This is a genomic window from Maribacter sp. Asnod2-G09 (assembly GCF_045063795.1).
Classification (GTDB): domain Bacteria; phylum Bacteroidota; class Bacteroidia; order Flavobacteriales; family Flavobacteriaceae; genus Maribacter.
Map to the genome: position 1 here is coordinate 483,524 of NZ_JBEFOA010000005.1, position 18,254 is coordinate 501,777.

General features: G+C 36.6%; 9 protein-coding genes. 2 read left to right on the top strand and 7 right to left on the bottom strand.

Annotated elements, in window-relative coordinates:
• Positions 1-5: 5 nt before the first annotated feature.
• Entirely contained in the window at positions 6-9,899 is a 9,894-nt protein-coding gene (locus ACJJVT_RS14200; protein WP_405399568.1) for a gliding motility-associated C-terminal domain-containing protein, read from the bottom strand.
• A 345-nt stretch (positions 9,900-10,244) separates the two neighbouring features.
• Complete coding sequence (locus ACJJVT_RS14205; RefSeq protein WP_405399570.1) at positions 10,245-10,514, bottom strand: hypothetical protein; 270 nt, start codon at positions 10,512-10,514, stop codon at positions 10,245-10,247.
• A 246-nt stretch (positions 10,515-10,760) separates the two neighbouring features.
• Between ACJJVT_RS14205 and ACJJVT_RS14210 the strand changes: the two genes are divergently transcribed.
• Complete coding sequence (locus tag ACJJVT_RS14210; protein WP_405399572.1) at positions 10,761-11,051, top strand: transcription termination/antitermination NusG family protein; 291 nt, start codon at positions 10,761-10,763, stop codon at positions 11,049-11,051.
• Here ACJJVT_RS14210 and ACJJVT_RS14215 read toward each other — a convergent pair.
• Positions 10,962-11,699 (bottom strand): WecB/TagA/CpsF family glycosyltransferase, encoded by a 738-nt coding sequence (locus ACJJVT_RS14215; protein WP_405399574.1) that lies wholly within the window; start codon positions 11,697-11,699, stop codon positions 10,962-10,964. The genes ACJJVT_RS14210 and ACJJVT_RS14215 overlap by 90 nt on opposite strands.
• A 561-nt stretch (positions 11,700-12,260) precedes the next feature.
• On the opposite strand from ACJJVT_RS14215, the gene ACJJVT_RS14220 reads away from it, so the two are divergent.
• Positions 12,261-13,748, top strand: coding sequence for a right-handed parallel beta-helix repeat-containing protein (locus ACJJVT_RS14220; RefSeq protein WP_405399575.1), 1,488 nt, complete (start codon positions 12,261-12,263; stop codon positions 13,746-13,748).
• Positions 13,749-13,763: 15 nt separating this feature from the next.
• Here the strand turns inward: ACJJVT_RS14220 and ACJJVT_RS14225 are convergent, their stop codons facing one another.
• The 4 genes from ACJJVT_RS14225 to ACJJVT_RS14240 form a co-directional block, all read right to left on the bottom strand.
• Positions 13,764-14,699, bottom strand: a complete 936-nt coding sequence (locus ACJJVT_RS14225) for a nucleotide-diphospho-sugar transferase (protein ID WP_405399576.1) — start codon at positions 14,697-14,699, stop codon at positions 13,764-13,766.
• A complete protein-coding gene (locus tag ACJJVT_RS14230) occupies positions 14,696-15,583 on the bottom strand; it encodes a glycosyltransferase family 2 protein (RefSeq protein WP_405399577.1) in 888 nt (295 codons plus the stop codon). Before ACJJVT_RS14230 ends, ACJJVT_RS14225 begins: the two co-directional genes overlap by 4 nt.
• A 20-nt stretch (positions 15,584-15,603) precedes the next feature.
• The gene (locus ACJJVT_RS14235) at positions 15,604-16,899 is read right to left on the bottom strand and encodes an oligosaccharide flippase family protein (RefSeq protein ID WP_405399579.1); all 1,296 of its coding nucleotides are present in this window, start codon (positions 16,897-16,899) and stop codon (positions 15,604-15,606) included.
• A 71-nt stretch (positions 16,900-16,970) separates the two neighbouring features.
• Positions 16,971-18,233 carry a hypothetical protein gene (locus ACJJVT_RS14240; protein WP_405399581.1) on the bottom strand — a complete coding sequence of 421 codons (1,263 nt, stop codon included), beginning with the start codon at positions 18,231-18,233 and terminating at the stop codon, positions 16,971-16,973.
• Positions 18,234-18,254: the final 21 nt, after the last annotated feature.

Consider the following 18,254-nt stretch of genomic DNA (forward strand, 5'->3'; position numbering starts at 1 on the left):
AAATTTTATCTTGTTATGTATAACCAACCTGTTTTTGGCTCTGAACCATCACCGAAATCGATTAGATAGAAATATGTACCTACAGGTAGTTTTTCTGATGCATTAACCGTTGCTCTTCCCATTGAGGTGCCATCCCATGTATTATCATAATTATCCATTTCAAATACTTGGTTACCCCATCTATTAAATACTTTTACATTATTATTCGGGTAATTCTCTATACACTCTATAAAGAACACATCATTAAAACCATCGTTATTCGGTGTAAACTTGTTGAATACGGTAAAACATTGTGCTTGAGTAACTACTGGTGTAGCTTCTGCCCTATCGTTATCTATATTAAGATCTACTTGATCCACATAAATTAACTCCGCTACATTGGTATAATCATCAACATCTGTTACGTTAACCGTCATTTCTAAAGATGCTGTTGCACCAATTGCTATACTTGGAATATCCCAAGTTGATGTTGTTTCACTATAGTCTCCATCGGTAGCTGTCGCAGCAACAAACTCATAACCTGACGGAAGCACATCTTCCACTCCGATATTTGTAGCGGCGTAAGTACTGTTATTAATAACAGTTACTGTAAATACCACAGTATCTTCAAAGAAGGTTTCCTCTTTATCTACGGACTTCGTTATTTCTAAATCTACCGTTGGCGCATTTATCATATGACTGACCTCATCATCTTCACTTTGATCTCCGTCATCATTATTAGGAGTTGAGTTCGGATCAAATTGATCAGATGAAATTACTTGTGCGATATTGGTATACTCATCTGCAACATTGTTAGGCGCATTTAAAGTCACCTCATAGCTCACTACTTGTGTACCTAGAGGCACATTGGCAAAGCTCCAAGTAATCACATTTCCAGAAACGCTACCACCGTTGTTTACTGTACCTAAAGTATAACCACTAGGCAAGGTATCTTCAATACTCACATTTGTAGCAATACCAGGTCCGTTGTTTGTTAAGGTCAATTCAAAGGTTACCGTATCTCCTGCATTTGGTGCTGGGTTCGATGCCGCACTTAATGCTTTATCCAAACTTAAATCTGCCGGAATTAATACGATTTCTGCGTTATCTTCATCATCTTCACTTTGATCACCATCATCATTATTAGGAGAGGAATCTGGATCTAACTGATCTACATTTACAATCTGCACCGTATTTAAATATTCATCTGCAGTATTTGTTGGTACATTAATAGAAGCTTCAAATGTTAATGTGGTAGTTGTACCGTTAGGAACATTCAACACCGTCCATAGAATTTCATTACCCGTTTGCACTCCACCGTCATTTACATTTACCACTGTAAATCCGGAAGGAATAATATTAGATATCTCAACATTCGTGGCATCATCGGTTCCGTTATTAACTACCTCAACAGTAAACGTTAATACATCACCCGGATTACCTGTACCTGGCGCAACGGTATTTATAATTTCTAAATCTGTTGATTGTAATCTTAACTCCACATTATCCTCATCATCTTCACTTTGATCACCATCATCATTATTAGGAGTAGAATCATTATCAAACTGATCCACCGCAATAACCTGTACCGTATTTAAGTATTCATCTGTCGCATTTACAGGATTATTTACATCTACATTAAAAGTCAATGTAGTCGTTGTTCCATTTGGTATCGTTAATCCGGACCAAGAAATAGTATTTCCGCTTTGCGTACCACCATCATTTATTCCTGTTACCGTAAAGCCTACCGGAACAACATTTTCTATACTGGCATTGGTAACGTCATCAGGACCATTATTAAGAACATCAACAGTAATTATCAATGCATCACCAGGATTTCCACTTGGTTGTGAAATTGTATTTGTCACTTCTAAATCTGCCACCTGAGGCACAATAAATGCAGATGCCTCATCATCTTCACTTTGATCTCCGTCATCATTATTAGGTACAGAATCAGAATCGTAATTTGTTGCCGAAGTTACCTGTGCAATATTCAGATATTCGTTCGCCGCACCTGTAGGGGCATTCACTATAGCCGCTATTTCTACCGATACACTTGCACCGTTAGCCAAACTAGGTAAAGTCCAGTTTCCAGTTGCGGAATCATATATACCATTAGCAGCACTACCTGTATCGCTAACATAAGTATATCCTGCGGGAAGCAAATCGTTAATTACAGTTCCGCCCGTATCATCACTAGGTCCGTTATTGGTCGCAGTTAGGGTGAACGTAACCGTATCACCAACATTAGGATTTGCAACATCTACTGAATGCGCTATTTCAATATCTGAAGTAGCATTCACAGTTATAGTTACACTATCAGTATTTTCGCAAGTATTGCCATCTGTACCTACCACCGTATATGTTGTTGTTACTAAAGGATATACCGTATCTCCATCAGAAACACTATTATCCCACACATATGACGTAGCACCAGAACCAGTTAAGGCTACCGGTTCACCAGCATTTATTGTGGTTACGGATGCATTAGCTATTACATTAGGCAAGGCATTTATTGTTAAGCTAACAGGAGTTCTAGTAAAACTTGTACAAGAACTAGCATCATCTACTTTTTCAGCATAATAAGTTACTGAACCTACAGCATTTAAAATCGGACTAGCGACTATATTACCACCAGTTGCAGCATCGTACCATACAATACTATAACCAGATGGCGCAGTTGCAGTTGCCGTAAGTGTTTGCATCGGACTCTCTTCACATTCCGTTTGGTCACCTCCGCTAATTGGTGCAGGCGGAGTTGCTTGAATGGTCAAGACCACTTCAGTTCTTGTACTACTTAAGCAGTTGGTCACATTCTGCACACTTTCGGCAAAATAAGATACCATGCCTACCGTATTCAGAGATGGATCTGCAACTATATTTCCTCCAGTTGCCGCATCATACCAAACTACAGTTGCATCTGCGGGAGGTGTTGCCGTAGCGGTTAATGTTTGAATAGGATTCTGTTCACATTCCGTTTGATTACCACCACTTATTGGAGCATCGACTACAGGACAAGCACAATCAGGTGCTGTAACTGTCAAAGTTTGCGTACAAGCATTTGGTGCCGTAACGGTCAATGTTAAATTATTTCCTGATGTAATATCTGATATCGTCCAATTATTTCCGCCGTTGTCAACTACAGTACCTTCGCTAGAAGTTACAATACCTTCGCTAACATCTACAGAAACTGAATATGTCAATAGATCAGGGGCACAAGTTGCTGCCGTAGCGATTGTAATATCAGGAGTATCTTGAATAATAAGTTGTACAGCAGTTCTTGAAAGACTTCTACAAGAAGTCGTATTATTTTCGCTTTCGGCGTAATAGGTTGCCGAACCTACAGTATTTAAAATCGGACTAGCAACTACATTTCCTCCCGTAGCGGCATCGTACCAAACTATGCTTGAACCTGCAGGAGCAGATACTGTTGCCGTTAACGTTTGAATAGGTGATGTTTCACATTCCGTAATATCTCCACCACTAACTGGAGCGGTTGGTGCTGCCTGAATAGTTAAGGATACTACTGTTCTAGATAAACTAGTACATGATGAAGTTGTATTTTCACTTTGTGCATAATAAATGGTTGTACCTACAGTATTGTGTGTAGGACTAGCAACAATATTCCCGCCAGTAGCTGCATCGTACCAAACTACATTTGAACCTGCTGGGGCAGTTGCTGTTGCAGTTAATGTCTGAATAGGATTCTGCTCACATGCTACTTGGTCACCGCTACTAGTTGGAGCTGTCGGAGCTGCTTCAATAGTTAAAACAACTGCCGTTCTTGTACTACTTAAACAATTCGTAACATTATCACGACTTTCGGCATAATAGGTTACTGTACCTGTTGTATTTAAAGAAGGGTCGGCTACTACATTTCCGCCAGTAGCGGCATCATACCATACTACCGTAGCACCCGCTGGTGGTGTTGCCGTAGCGGTCAATGTCTGAATCGGATTCTCTTCACATTCCGTTTGATTGCCAGCACTTACCGGAGCATCGACAACAGGACAAGCACAATCAGGAGCAGTAATATCTAAAGTTTGCGTACATGTGTTTGGTGCCGTAACCGTCAATGTAATATCGTTACCAGAAGTTATATTTGAAATCGTCCAGTTATTTCCACCATTATCAGTAACCGTACCTTCTGTCGATGTAATCATACCTTCGCTAACATCTACAGAAACTGAATAGGTCAATAGATCCGCTGCACAAGTTGCGGCCGTTGCGATTGTAATATCAGGAGTATCTTGAATAGTCAAGCTTACTGGTGTTCTTGTAAAACTTGGACAAGCACTGGTATTATCTTCACTTTCCGCATAATAGGTTACCGAACCTACGGTATCTAAAATCGGACTAGCGACTACGCTTCCGCCAGTAGCGGCATCGTACCAAACAATACTTGAACCTGCTGGAGCAGTTGCCGTTGCTGTCAAGGTTTGTACTGGTGATGTTTCACATTCTGTAATATCCCCTCCACTAATTGGAGCAGTCGGTGTAGCATTTATAGTCAACATTACTGCTGTTCTACTTCCGCTTACACAATTCGTTACATTATCACGACTTTCAGCATAATACGTAACCGTATTTATAGCATTTAGTGTCGGGCTAGCTACAATATTTCCGCCAGTTGCGGCATCATACCATACTACCGTAGCACCCGCTGGTGGTGTTGCCGTAGCGGTCAATGTCTGAATAGGATTCTCTTCACATTCCGTTTGATCACCTCCGCTTATAGGCGCATCCACTACAGGACAGGCACAATCTGGAGCAATAATATTTAAAGTTTGTACACATGTATTTGGTGCCGTTACCGTCAATGTAATATCGGTACCAGAAGTAATATTTGATATCGTCCAGTTATGTCCTCCGTTATCAGTAACCGCACCTTCGCTTGAAGTTACTGTACCTTCGCTAACATCCACGGAAACCGAGTAGGTCAATAAATCTGCCGAACAAGTTGCAGCTGTTGCAATCGTAATATCTGGCGTATCTTGAATCGTTAAACTTACCGGTGTTCTTGTAAAACTTGGACAAGCACTGGTAGAATCTTCACTTTCCGCATAATAGGTTACCGAACCTACGGCATCTAAAATCGGACTAGCGACTACGCTTCCGCCAGTTGCAGCATCGTACCAAACTACACTCGAACCTACAGGGGCTGTTGCCGTTGCTGTCAAAGTTTGTACTGGTGATGTTTCACATTCCGTAATATCCCCTCCACTAATTGGAGCTGTCGGTGTAGCATTTATAGTTAATACTACTTCCGTTCTTGTTCCGCTTACACAATTCGTAACATTATCACGACTCTCTGCGTAATAAGTTGCTGTACCTGTTGTACTTAAAGATGGGTCCGCTACAATATTTCCGCCAGTAGCAGCATCGTACCACACTACCGTAGCACCTGCTGGTGGTGTCGCCGTAGCTGTCAATGTCTGAATCGAATTCTCTTCACATTCCGTTTGATCACCTCCACTAATCGGGGCATCCACTACAGGGCAAGCACAATCAGGAGCAGTAATATCTAAAGTTTGTGTACATGAATTCGGTGCCGTAACCGTCAATGTAATATCGTTACCAGAAGTAATATTTGAAATTGTCCAATTATTTCCTCCGTTATCGACTACTGTTCCTTCGCTTGAAGTTACTGTACCTTCGCTAACATCTACGGAAACTGAATAGGTCAATAGATCTGCTGCACATGTTGCTGCTGTTGCTATTGTAATATCAGGAGTATCTTGAATCGTTAAGTGTACCGGTGTTCTATTTTCGCTTACACATGAAGTGGTCGTATTTTCACTTTCCGCATAATAAGTAACACTACCTACGGTATTCCACGTCGGACTTGCAACCACACTTCCGCCAGTAGCAGCATCATACCAAACAATAGTTGAACCTGCAGGGGCAGTTGCCGTTGCAGTTAATGTTTGAATAGAATTTTGCTCACATTCTGTTATATCCCCTCCACTAATTGGAGCAGTCGGGTTGGGGTTAATAGTTAAACTTACAGCCGTACGAGAATGACTTACACAACTTGTAGCATCATCTTGACTTTCGGCATAAAATATTTCAGTACCAACAATGCTCCATTCCGGATTCGCAACAACATTACCACCAGTTGCCGCATCGTACCATATAATTGAAGTCCCAGCCGAACTTGTAGCTGTTGCAGTTAAAGTTTGCGTTGGTGAAGCTTCACATTCCGTTTGGTCACCACCACTTATTGGAGCGGTAGGAGCTGCTTGAATTGTTAGGTCAACAGCTGTTCTTGTTGTACTTGTACACGCATTTACATCGTCAACACTTTCTGCGTAATACGTAATTGAACCGACGGTGTTCCAAGTAGGACTTGCGACCATATTTCCACCCGAAGCAGCATCATACCACACAACACTTGCTCCCGCAGGTGGTGTTGCGATAGCTGTTAAGGTCTGTATAGGGTCTTGCTCACATTCCGCGTGATCACCACCACTAGTTGGTGCGTTTACTGTTGGGCAAGCACAATTTGGTGCATTTATACTGATAGTTTCCGCGCAAGTATTGGCATCGGTTACGGTAACAGTAATATTATTTCCAGAAGTTACTCCCGATATTGTCCAGTTATTTCCTCCATTATCAGTTACTGTTCCCTCAGTAGAAGTTACCGTACCTCTATTGACATCGACAGAAACCGAATAGGTCGTTAAATCTGCAGAACAGGTTTGCGAACTTGGGGTAATTGCAATCGTCGGAGTTGAATTCATGGTTAATACCACTGCTGTTCTTGTCTCACTTATACAACCACTACTCGTAGTTCTACTTTCCGCATAATAGGTTACCGTACCCACTGCATTTAAAGTAGGGCTACCAACTATACTACCGCCAGTTGCCGCCGTATACCAATCAACAGTTGAACCTGCAGGTGCAGTTGCCGTTGCAGTCATAGTTTGTGTTGGATTACCTTCACATTCTATTTGATCACCTCCACTAATTGGAGCATCAGGTATTGCGTCAATAGTTAATGTAACCGGGGTTCTTGAAAGGGAAATACAACTGGTAGTGTCATCTTGACTTTCCGCATAATAGGTAATTGAACCTACTGTATTCCATTCAGGACTGGCTATAATATTGCCACCCGTTGCTGCGTCGTACCAAATTAAGGTAGTACCCGAAGCTACTGTTGCCGTAGCAGTTAAAGTTTGTATAGGATTCTGCTCACATTCCGTTTGATCACCACCACTGGTTGGAGCATTTGGTGCAGGTTGTATAGTAAGAGCTACTGGTGTTCTTGTAAAACTAGGACAACTAGTAACATCATCTTGACTTTCTGCATAATATGTTATAGTTCCTACGGTACTCCAATCAGGATTCGCCACTACATTTCCACCACTAGCAGCATCATACCATACTAGAGTTGCACCAGAAGGTACCGTTGCAGTTGCCGTTAGTGTTTGGATAGGGTCTTGCTCACATTCCGTGATATCTCCACCACTAGTTGGAGCTACCGGTGCAGGTTGTATAGTTAAGGTAACCGCAGTTCTTCCCACACTTGGGCAGCCATTTACGGTATCATTACTTTCTGCATAATATGTAATAGTACCAACAGTGTTTAATATTGGACTAGCCACTACATTTCCACCTGTAAGGGCATCATACCATATAATATTCGCTCCGGAAGGCGGTGTAGCCGTTGCCGTTAATGTCTGAATAGGATTTTGCTCACATTCCGTTTGATCGCCACCGCTTGTTGGTACAACCGGTGCTGTATTTACAGTTAATACCGCCTCATCTGAGATTGCATCGGAACAACTCGCAGCAGGACTAGTAGCTATTGCTCTATATCTATTACCGTTTAATGCCAACGTTACATTTGAAACAGTAAGTGTATTTGTATCTACATCGCTATATGGTGCAGTTTCAGTTAAATCGACCCAACTAGAGCCATCAAAAAGTTGCCATTGTATCGTACCTGAATCTGTAGCTACGGCATCAAAAGAAACCGAACCTCCTTCACAAACCGCTTCGTTTGTTGGTTGAGTTGTAAAAACCGGTGCATCATAAACATTTACTTGTAATCTGGTTCTACCACCTTCGCAAGTTGCACTTCCATTTATACTTGATTGTGATACCCAATATGATTGTTGACCTGAAACAGCAGTAGTTGGTACGGTAGTTCCTGGTAATTCATTTCCTCCGGTTGCAGCATCATACCACTTTAAATTTGTACCTGTTGCATGGGAATCTAATGGTTCTGCCTTGTCTCCTAAACAATAATCTACGGGAGAATCAACTACGGGAGCAGTTGGTATCGCATATACAATTACATCTATTTGGGTACGATCACTTTCACAAGTTGTTGAGTCGTCCGTTTGACTTACATAATATGAAGTCGTTCCAGCACCAGAAGTACTTGGCGTAGGTGCCGTTGAAGCGGCAGTACCACCAGTAGCAACCGTGTACCATTGTAAAGTATGATTTGATAAGGCTGTACCCGATAAAGGTATAGCTGTTTCGCCCACACAATATTCTATAGGACTATCGGCAGCCGGTGTCGGTGGCTTAGGTATTTGATATAAATCTATTGACAAAAAGTTTTCACTTGTACACCCATTGGCATTCTGTGAATACACTAAATAATTTCTATAAAACTCACCTGTATTAGGTGCCGTATATGTGGTAACACCCGTGGCTACCAAAGTACCATATTCATCGTACCAGTTAGCCGTTTCTCCACCTGCAACATCAACAGATACCGACATTTCAGGAGGCGTATCTCCCTCACAGTACATATATTCAGTTGTACCTGAAGGCGGGTTAACATCATTCTCTACAGTGATATTAAAAGATCTTTCCACGAAGTTTCCAGAAGCATCTCTCACCGTATAACGTATGGTAGTTGTACCAATATCGAATTGATCACCACTATTTAATCCCGTACCATCAGTTCTAAAAATTACATAATCCGCAATTTCACAACTGGTATCGTTAATGTTGGTAACGATAGTTCCAGGGATAAGCAAATCATCTAAATAAGCCTCCATTCCTGAATTAAATAAAGAAGTAGAAGAATATCGAATCTTAATTTGATAATTACCTACCAGATTAAAAGGAATGATTTCTTGTTGTACACCCGTTGTGGTATATATTTTCGAAAAGTAGCTAGAAGTTATCGTAGTTCCATCTTCATCTAAAACATCTAAGTGAATAGAAGGAGAATTATTAGTGCTTGATATACTGTGCGAAAAAGTAATTTCTCCGAATCCGTTAAAGTAAAAAACAGGGGTAGTCATTGAACTAGCAAAAAAAGTACCGCTAGAAATACCTGTAGAAACTAAATTTCTTGTTCCGTTTATGACTCCGCCACCTTCAATTGAAGAACGAACGAAGGTATAACATTGGTTAATTGCGTTTTCAAAATCTTGAAGCACGGAAGCTTCCCCTTCACCAGCCGGACAATTATCTGAAGCCGTAGGCTCTACCCAAGTATGAGCAGCTGTACATGTATCTGGATCAGCTGTTAAAGTTACATCTGTAGGAAAAGTGTCAAAAACAGGATCTTGATTATCTTCAACAGTTACATTAAAAGTACAGACCGTAACATTACCACCTGCATCTTCTGCTCTGTAAATTACAGCGGTTGTACCCGGAAGAAAAGAATCACCAGAACTATAATTACTTGTTACACTTACCGCATCTGCAGAAGCAGTTGGGGGAGTCCAAGTTACAACAGCACTACATTCATCAGTAGTATATGCTATGGATATATCTGAAGGTGGGCAATTTGAAAAAGTTGGAGGTACATCTACAGCAGCATCATAGGTTTCATCCAAAACCGTATGCGTTAAAATGCTATTAGTATATATATCATTAGCAGTTGAAAAGCTGGTTAAGCCCATCAACAGTAATAATGAAAAAAGTAGTTTAGTAAGTTTGGACATCATTGAGTTATACTTTGCTCTAATGATTTCATTTATTCTTAAATACTTAAAAAGCATTCGTAAATAAGTTCAATCACTATCTAGCAAAATTTAACTTTTAATGTCTTATATCAATATAATTGTTGTGAGATGCGGGGTATTCTGTTGTTATTTGCGATATTTTGTGGTTTTTCATCGATTAAATTTGCCTATTTGACGCATTTAATTATGTATTTTGTAAAAAACGCATTTAAAAATCCGATGAAATTTTGAAATTTATATTCCCTTAGTTGTATTAAAAATATTACTAACTATTAATTGACTATAATATAAATAGTTACATTAAAAAAAGATGTTTTAAGTATTTATTTAGACCAATTTTCTTCGCGTTCTCATCATTCGTTCTTGCATTATTTTAGCGTAAATAATCTGATTTTCTTCAATTTGCTTTTCTAATGAAGAAACTACGGCTGTAGCTTTTTCTTTTACAGCACTAACCACTTTCTTATTCTCATGTTTATTTGTACTATCGATTGTTAAATCATTCAATAAAGAATTCAATTCGTTAGAAACAGAACTTTTAGAAAGAGACTGTGTATTCTTCTCGTTAGAACTAGACTTAAATAGGTTTAAAAACATAAGGCGATAAGATTTTGAGGTTTTATATAAAACGACCGAAATGTAATAATAGTATAAATTAAGTAATCTTTTTCTTACATTAAAATTAAATGACGATTTCTTTATTCCGATTCAAACAACAAGGACTTAACATTTTAAGCTATAAAAGCGCGGTAAACCTTTATGATATTCATATTTTAGGGTACTTGTAAATACTAGAAAAGGAAAAAGAGTGTTGTCTTATTACAGAATCTACTTTTAGACACTATGTCAAAGAATTGGTATGTACTTTATGTTAAACCAAAAAATGAAAAGAAGGTAGCCGAAAGGTTATCGGCTTATCAGGTAGATGTCTATTGCCCAATGATTAAAGAAGTAAAGCAATGGAGCGATCGCAAAAAGACGATTTTCAACTTTAAAGAAAACTCTTTTCTGTTATTTAAACAGAAAACTAATAGTAGAATAGAATTAATTTCTAAATTTTGCTTTCAACAAATGCTTGCCAAATATTACACCGTAATATACATACCTTCTAAACATACGTTTAGGCTCCTTTAAAAGACGTCCAAACCACTCTAGTCCTAAACTTCTCCAGATTTTATTAGGTCTTTTAACGGTACCTGCATAAAAATCAAATACAGCCCCTATTGAGCATATTATTTTAGCATCTAGATTTTCTTTGTTGACATGACTCCATTTTTCTTGTTTTGGTGCTGTCATACCTACAAACAATACATCTGGCTTAAAACTGTTTACAGCTTCGATCATTGCCGCTGTATCTTCATCTGTAAAGGTTGGTTTATATGGTGGAGAATAGCTAGCAAAGGAAACGTTTGGGTATTCTTTTTTTAATCTTTCCCCAATTTTTAAAAGTGTTTCGTTTGACGCTCCTAAATAGAAACAAGATCCATGAATTTCATTCAATCTTTTCAATTGATATTCATGAAAATCTGCGCCAGCTATTTTCTTTACCGAAACTCCGTTTAGAAATCTTGACGCAATTACAATACCAACACCGTCAGGTAATATAACATCACTTTCTAACAATGCCTTTTTAAAGGTTGAATCTTCTTGAGAAATGCAATACGAATATTGATTAATTGTACTTACCAATAACTTAGATTTTAAAGGCAAATTATCAAGTGAAGTGTTAAATACTGGAAAATCCAGACATAAAACTTCAGTTTCGTTTTGTTTAATACTCATAGGGCTCTTGTAAGAAGCATGGTGCATGTATTTCACTTTTAAGCCTAAATAACTATTTAATCTCATTAATCAAGCAAAAATGATTTTAGCAAATATAACTTGCATCTATCATTAAATCCGAGTAAATGTATTACAAGTAACTAGAACATAAATATAGATTCGTTAATGTGTTATAGTTTGTGGTTTTTATGTAAAATTTTTAGTTAATTATACTTCCTGAATTATAAATTAACAAGTATAGTTACTAATGAAATATTAAAAATTTAAAAATAACAGTAGCCGATATTGATTATTAATAAAGAGAATATTTTTGATTATTTCTTTTTTTATATTGCCATACTAATATGGCAATATTATTTCATTGATTGCATTAAACCATATGTTATTACTGAATAAGAGTAATTAAAACAAGGTTGTATTTAAATCAAACTACACAAGAAGATATCATATTTGACTTAGTTAAAAAATAAGCCGTTAATCGAACTTACAATATGAAAGACAACATAAAATAAGAAACCTAGTTATCTAAAAGGAGTAGGCATTCAAACTAAACTAGAATTTATGTATTCATGGTTTGGTGAAAAAATTAGAATTATGGCTAAAACTAGACTTCAACCTATGTACTTCAATACTTCAATACTTTTTTTAATGGTATTAGTACTCCCTCTACTGCAACTGGGATCTTGTTCGTCGGATCACGATATTCTTAGCGAATCTATTATTAAAGATGCCGCTACAGAAGAATCTATTTTTATTCCAGTTCTTCAAATTACTGAGTTTAGCATTCAATCAATTGATAATATAGGTTTGACCTCAGATATTATAGGTGTAATCGATGAAGAAACAAATCTTATATATGTTGAAATTGATACCAATATCGTATCTACGCTTCAACTAAAACCTAACATTACCATTGATTCGGCTACAACGGTCGTACCCGATACAGATACTCCACAAGATTTTAGTGAAGAAGTTACCTATACTGTAACTTCTGAAAATGGGGCTGAAGAAAACTATACCGTAGTACCAACCATTGCTGAAACTGAGATTGTAGAACCCGAGGTTGAAGAAACCCCGTGTGCGAGCAATCGTCAAGATTCAGGACCAATAGTTGTCACTGAAAATAATCAGCGCATAGAAAACCTGCATATAAAAACATCAAATCAACATGGTATAGAAATTAATGGTTTTACCGGCGTGGTAATATCTAATTGTATTATAGAATACACTGGTGCTTATATGGGTATTAAATTCGCTGAGGCAGATAACCTAACTATTGAAAACTGTTCCATAAAATATACAGATGCTCCCTCTAGTGGACCTTTAGCGGATGCTACTAGAAATTGTATTGAAGGGTTTGATTCTGAAAATTTAGTGATTACGTATGTAAAAGTTGAAGATGGCTCTACAGGTATTCGATTAGATCAATGCGATAAATCTGTATTGACCTATATTGAAGGCCACAATATGAGAGGTCCTTTTCCTAGAGGGCAATTAGTACAATACGATAAATGCATTGGCGGATTATTGGAGAATTTTTCTGTAATCAATGACCGAGAGATTGCATGGACAGAAGATAATATTAGTATCTACAAAAGTGCCGGTCAACAGATAAAAAAAGGTTTGATAGTGGGCAACAATAGCCCTAGGGGTGTTGGTGTGATGTTTGAAGATCAAAATACCGAAGGTGCACGTGGAGGCACTGGCGGACTTGTTGAAGATGTTGACTTTTTGGAAATGGGCAACGGTGTTGCATCTTCAGTTGAAGGTTCTGGAAACGTAACCTTTAATAGATTACGTGCCAAAGAGATTATATGTGGCGAGTTAGGTCAAGGAAGAGGTACACCAGAATCTAACTCTTTAATATTTGCAGCTTTTGAAACTACCGGTGGCAATAAAATAATTGACTGCCTGGTTTATGAGTCATGCAACCCTACAAATATTATTTGGCCAGAATATAGCTTTGAAGTTGTAGACTACAGGGACGACATCGATTTTGAACCGAGAGACCCTATTGTACTTAATTTCAGCTGCCCTTCTGACAATTAATCTATTTCATAAACATTAACCCCAATTTGTATAACCAGGTACTCTGAGATAAGCAAATATTTTTCTACGTAGAATAGTTATTATAAAAAACTTTTTAAAATATCTTCTATCAGCTTTACCATCTCTTATAATAAAATTAGGATGGGCTAGTGGAAAACTAATATCAGAAGCTTTATTCTCTTGCCTTTTATCATTTGCACTTGTAGTATGGGTGGCATCTTCCCCAAAACCTAAATTTTGAATCATGTTTTGATGCGGAATAATTGATAATCCTGAATTGATCAATTTGGTATAATCCCATTGATAATCCCACCAAGTAACTTCTTTTGCATTGATTGTTTTTTCAACCTTACTAAGTCTGTATTTTTTCTCAATAAAATTAGAAAAGTACTTATCAAAATATCCTTTCTTTTTTAACTCCGGATACGTTGACACCTCATAATCATAATGTTTCCAAGCTCTTCTCCAGCTAGCCCAACCCCACTCATGACTGAAATTAGAGAAGTAATAGGAGTAATCTGAATCAGAAACCCATCCGTTCTGAAAATTAGAACCGCCAATATGCATAATCTGGCTATTATGTCGATACTTTTCTAACAGTTCTGAACAGAATTTAAAAAAGCTTTCTGATGGCAAACAATCATCTTCTAGTATAATGCCTTCTTCTTCATTTTCAAAAAACCAATCGATTGCTCTTTTTGGTCCTAACCCACAACCTATGTTTTCATCTCTAAACAGTGTTTTAACCTCACATTCCCAATCCACTAAATCTATAATAGCTCTAGTTTCTTTACAACGTTGATTGTCTTTACCATTATTTCGTGGTCCATCGGCCGCAACATAGAGTTTTTTAGGTTGCGCCTTTCGTATCATTTCAAAAACCTTTTTTGTTTGTTCAGGCCTATTAAAAATGATAAAAAGTACGGGTGCTTGTGGTGTGGTCGTTCTCATTTTAAATAGTCTTCATTTTTAAATAATTGCCAAATAATAGGGAATAAGGTTTTACCCCACAACAGTAAGAATGCAATTGGCAAATGATAAGGTAAATGACTTTTTACAAATTGTAAATATTCATTATAAGACAAACCCTTATGGCTATACAAAAATGCTATTCGGTCTTTTAAATTACTATTCTGCTTTAACCAATTTACACCATGATCATATTCACAATATCCACAGAAGCTGCTTGAAACATATGTTTTAATTCCATGTCGCAAAGCTTTCAATGTATAATCATAATCAGCAATTCCATGGGTGTATTTTTTTGAAAGTGAGCCAATTTCTTTATACACTTCTTTTGGCACTAACATAATATTAGCATTACCCAATTCACATTTTTGAGGAAACTCATTGTTAGGCATAACCATTTCACCCCTAAATAAAAACCAATTTAGAATTCTATGTCCGCCATAAGATATCTTCTTAGTTTCAGGATTTTGAGTAGGACCAACAATTATACTCTTAGGTTCATTTACATATTCCAAATCTCTAAACAATCTAGTAATGGTATCTTCAAAAACAATGGTATCGTCATTTAATAGTAAATAATAATCCGTATTTTTTTCATGCTCATTCGCATATTGCCAGGCCATTCGCATGCCGCCTGCCCAGAATAGACTTCCAGATCCTTGTATAATTTGAAGGTTATCAAACTTACCCTGTAAATACTCGGTTGTACCATCGGTACTACCATCATCTACCAAGAATATATTCAACTCGAAACCATCATCTAAAGTACATTTAGACAATGCTTGCAAACAGTTATATGTTTTCGTCTTACGATTGTGACACGTAAGCAAAACAGTAATTAATTTCTTTTCATTAGTTGACATCATCTCTACTTTATTTCAACTTACTAAGCTGTTAACTTTCGATTTTTTCTCATTTCAACATACACTTGGTATGGTGCTACTATTAATCCATTGACATTGGTTACTACAATCGCCATACATATTCCAAAAATACCGTAACCCATGTCTACTGATAAGAAATACGCTATCGGCACAAAGAATATGATTACAAATATGGAAATATAGAATTGTAAATTTACTTTACCCATTCCGTTCAATACACTGATAAATATTTCTGAAAAGCAATTTGATAGTACTATTAGGACAACACCCAATGAGGTTATAAATGGTATTGATATAATATCACCGATCCATAAATTATAGATAGTAGGTGCTAAGAATAATACGATAACACAACCTACGGCAATAACCACCCAAATAAGTAGTAGCTTCTTTATTAATTTTTTAATCCACGTATAATCATTATTTACTTGGGCATTGGTAACCGAACTCCACACCGGACTCAATATGATACCAAATACTAAAGAAGCAACGCTAAACAGCTTAAAAGCAATATTAAACTCGGTAACCTTCTCTGGTGAAAAATATTTACTTATTAAAAAATTACTCGTTTGAAACTGCACCATATATGCAATGTTCAAAAAGAAAAATTTAATACCAAGAGAAAATATAGAACTTAAAGTATCTGTAGTAGGTCTTTCTATTTTTTGTATCAAATCGCGTCTTTGAACTAAAAAGAAATATGCAGTAAATAAAAATATGGAAAGCACATTACTACCCATTACTACAAAACCTAAATTGAATAATGAAGGCTCAGAAAATTCTCTTAAATACAAAATACCTATTAACCCAAGCACATTACCTAATAAGATCGTTCGTGCAATCATTGCCGGTTTTTGAAGGGCAAATTGTATAGGGTTATAAATTTGAAATATAAATTGTAGACTAAAGAAGGATATTAAAAGAAAAATCAATTGCTGTAGTTCTGTTCGGTATGATGCATCTACACCTAGAAATTCATCCCATTTTATTTGATCCGTAAATACTACATTTAAGATAAATATGATGGTGGAAATTAATATCAATACTGCTGCCGTAGTATGTATTAATTTTCTTTGTTCTTTAATATCATCAATGGCTACAGCTTCAGAAAATTTATTTCGCAATCCGTTACCAAAACCTATATCTAACAATGTAAACCAGGTTAATACAGAACTTAAGGTCAACCAAATACCGTAACGTTCAGCATTTACAAAATTTATAACCAGTGGAACAAACAAAAAGTTTATAGCCGTACCCAAACCTCTTAATATCAACGAGGAAAAAACATTCTTAATCAACAGATTAGTCCTAGAATTTCCTTGGAAATAAGATTGGATAGTTACCCTTATGGAATTAAACCTTTTGATCATTATAAATTATTAGGTTTTTGCAATTCTAAATATTTTGTTCGGTAATTAAAGGATAAAGCTGAAAAATCTTGATTTTTAAATGTTGGCATAAAAATAAATATTACACAAATGGGTAACATTAGTATAGGCTCGCCAAAACTTAGAATTATTAAAATCAATATGGAGTAGATTACATATTCCATTTTTCTTAAATAAACCTTGCATAGTTTGCCATATCGATAAAGCAAAACGAAAAGACCTACCACACCAAACTTAGTTATGAAATCCATTATACCATTAGAAATATTGACATTATATTCATTAATATAATACTCGTCATATTGATTACTTACTCCTAAAAACAATTTCCAATCGAATTGCTCGTATAGAAAAATTACACTGGCAAATCTATTCAATGGAATTTGTCTCTCTACATTATCATAATAAGTTGATAGTTGCTCAAGCTCTTTTAAATCTCTAATATCTTGTTCATAGATTTCAACTATTTTTTCACCTAAGAAAGGCACATTAGGTATAGCAAGTGCAAATACGACTGCAAATACGATGATAGCCATTTTACTTCCTTTATTAAGTACTCGATATCTTAGGAAAAATAAAAGAAATACACCTAAATATGCCGTAGTAGATACTGTTGTTAAAATTGCCAATGTGATTATGAACGCCTCTTTATTCAACTTGAAGTCATTTATTAAAAAATTGAATAAAAGTGCTAAAGTCAAAAATGAACCGAAAGCACCAGGTTCCCAACAGAAGCCTGAATTTCTGTAATAATGAATATCATCAAAAGTGTAGAATATAAAATTAGTATACCTAAAGGACCCATCATTTACGGTAATACTTTCAAAGGCAGTACCAATTGCTTTAACTATAGCACCATGCTGGACTAATTGTAGCGCATAAAAAACAAGAGATACGATTGCTAAATGGGTAATCACTTTTACCAAATAATAAAGTGCCTTTTCTTTTAAAATTAAGCAGAACAAATATGAAGTGAATACGAACTTGAAAAAGTAAAATACATCACTAGTAAAATAATCAGATGGTAATTTGTTCAACTTAAATCGAACCAAAATATAAATAAAGAAGATACCCGCACTGACTAGAAAAAACTGAACATCTTTTTTCTTGAACCTTTTTAAATGAAAGGCAACAAAAATCATAAATACCTCTAAACCAAACCACGCGACATTATATTCAACTAAAAAATTGGCTTTAGAAGAAAATAACAGGAAAAGTAAAACTACAAGGTAGTATAAATTCATTCTGGTTTTTTACGTGTGCTT

Excerpts from the sequence above, each read along its gene's own strand:
- ACJJVT_RS14200 (WP_405399568.1), bottom strand. The coding sequence starts at position 9,899 with ATGATGTCCAAACTTACTAAACTACTTTTTTCATTATTACTGTTGATG.
- ACJJVT_RS14205 (WP_405399570.1), bottom strand. The coding sequence starts at position 10,514 with ATGTTTTTAAACCTATTTAAGTCTAGTTCTAACGAGAAGAATACACAG.
- ACJJVT_RS14210 (WP_405399572.1), top strand. The coding sequence starts at position 10,761 with ATGTCAAAGAATTGGTATGTACTTTATGTTAAACCAAAAAATGAAAAG.
- ACJJVT_RS14215 (WP_405399574.1), bottom strand. The coding sequence starts at position 11,699 with ATGAGTATTAAACAAAACGAAACTGAAGTTTTATGTCTGGATTTTCCA.
- ACJJVT_RS14220 (WP_405399575.1), top strand. The coding sequence starts at position 12,261 with ATGTATTCATGGTTTGGTGAAAAAATTAGAATTATGGCTAAAACTAGA.
- ACJJVT_RS14225 (WP_405399576.1), bottom strand. The coding sequence starts at position 14,699 with ATGAGAACGACCACACCACAAGCACCCGTACTTTTTATCATTTTTAAT.
- ACJJVT_RS14230 (WP_405399577.1), bottom strand. The coding sequence starts at position 15,583 with ATGATGTCAACTAATGAAAAGAAATTAATTACTGTTTTGCTTACGTGT.
- ACJJVT_RS14240 (WP_405399581.1), bottom strand. The coding sequence starts at position 18,233 with ATGAATTTATACTACCTTGTAGTTTTACTTTTCCTGTTATTTTCTTCT.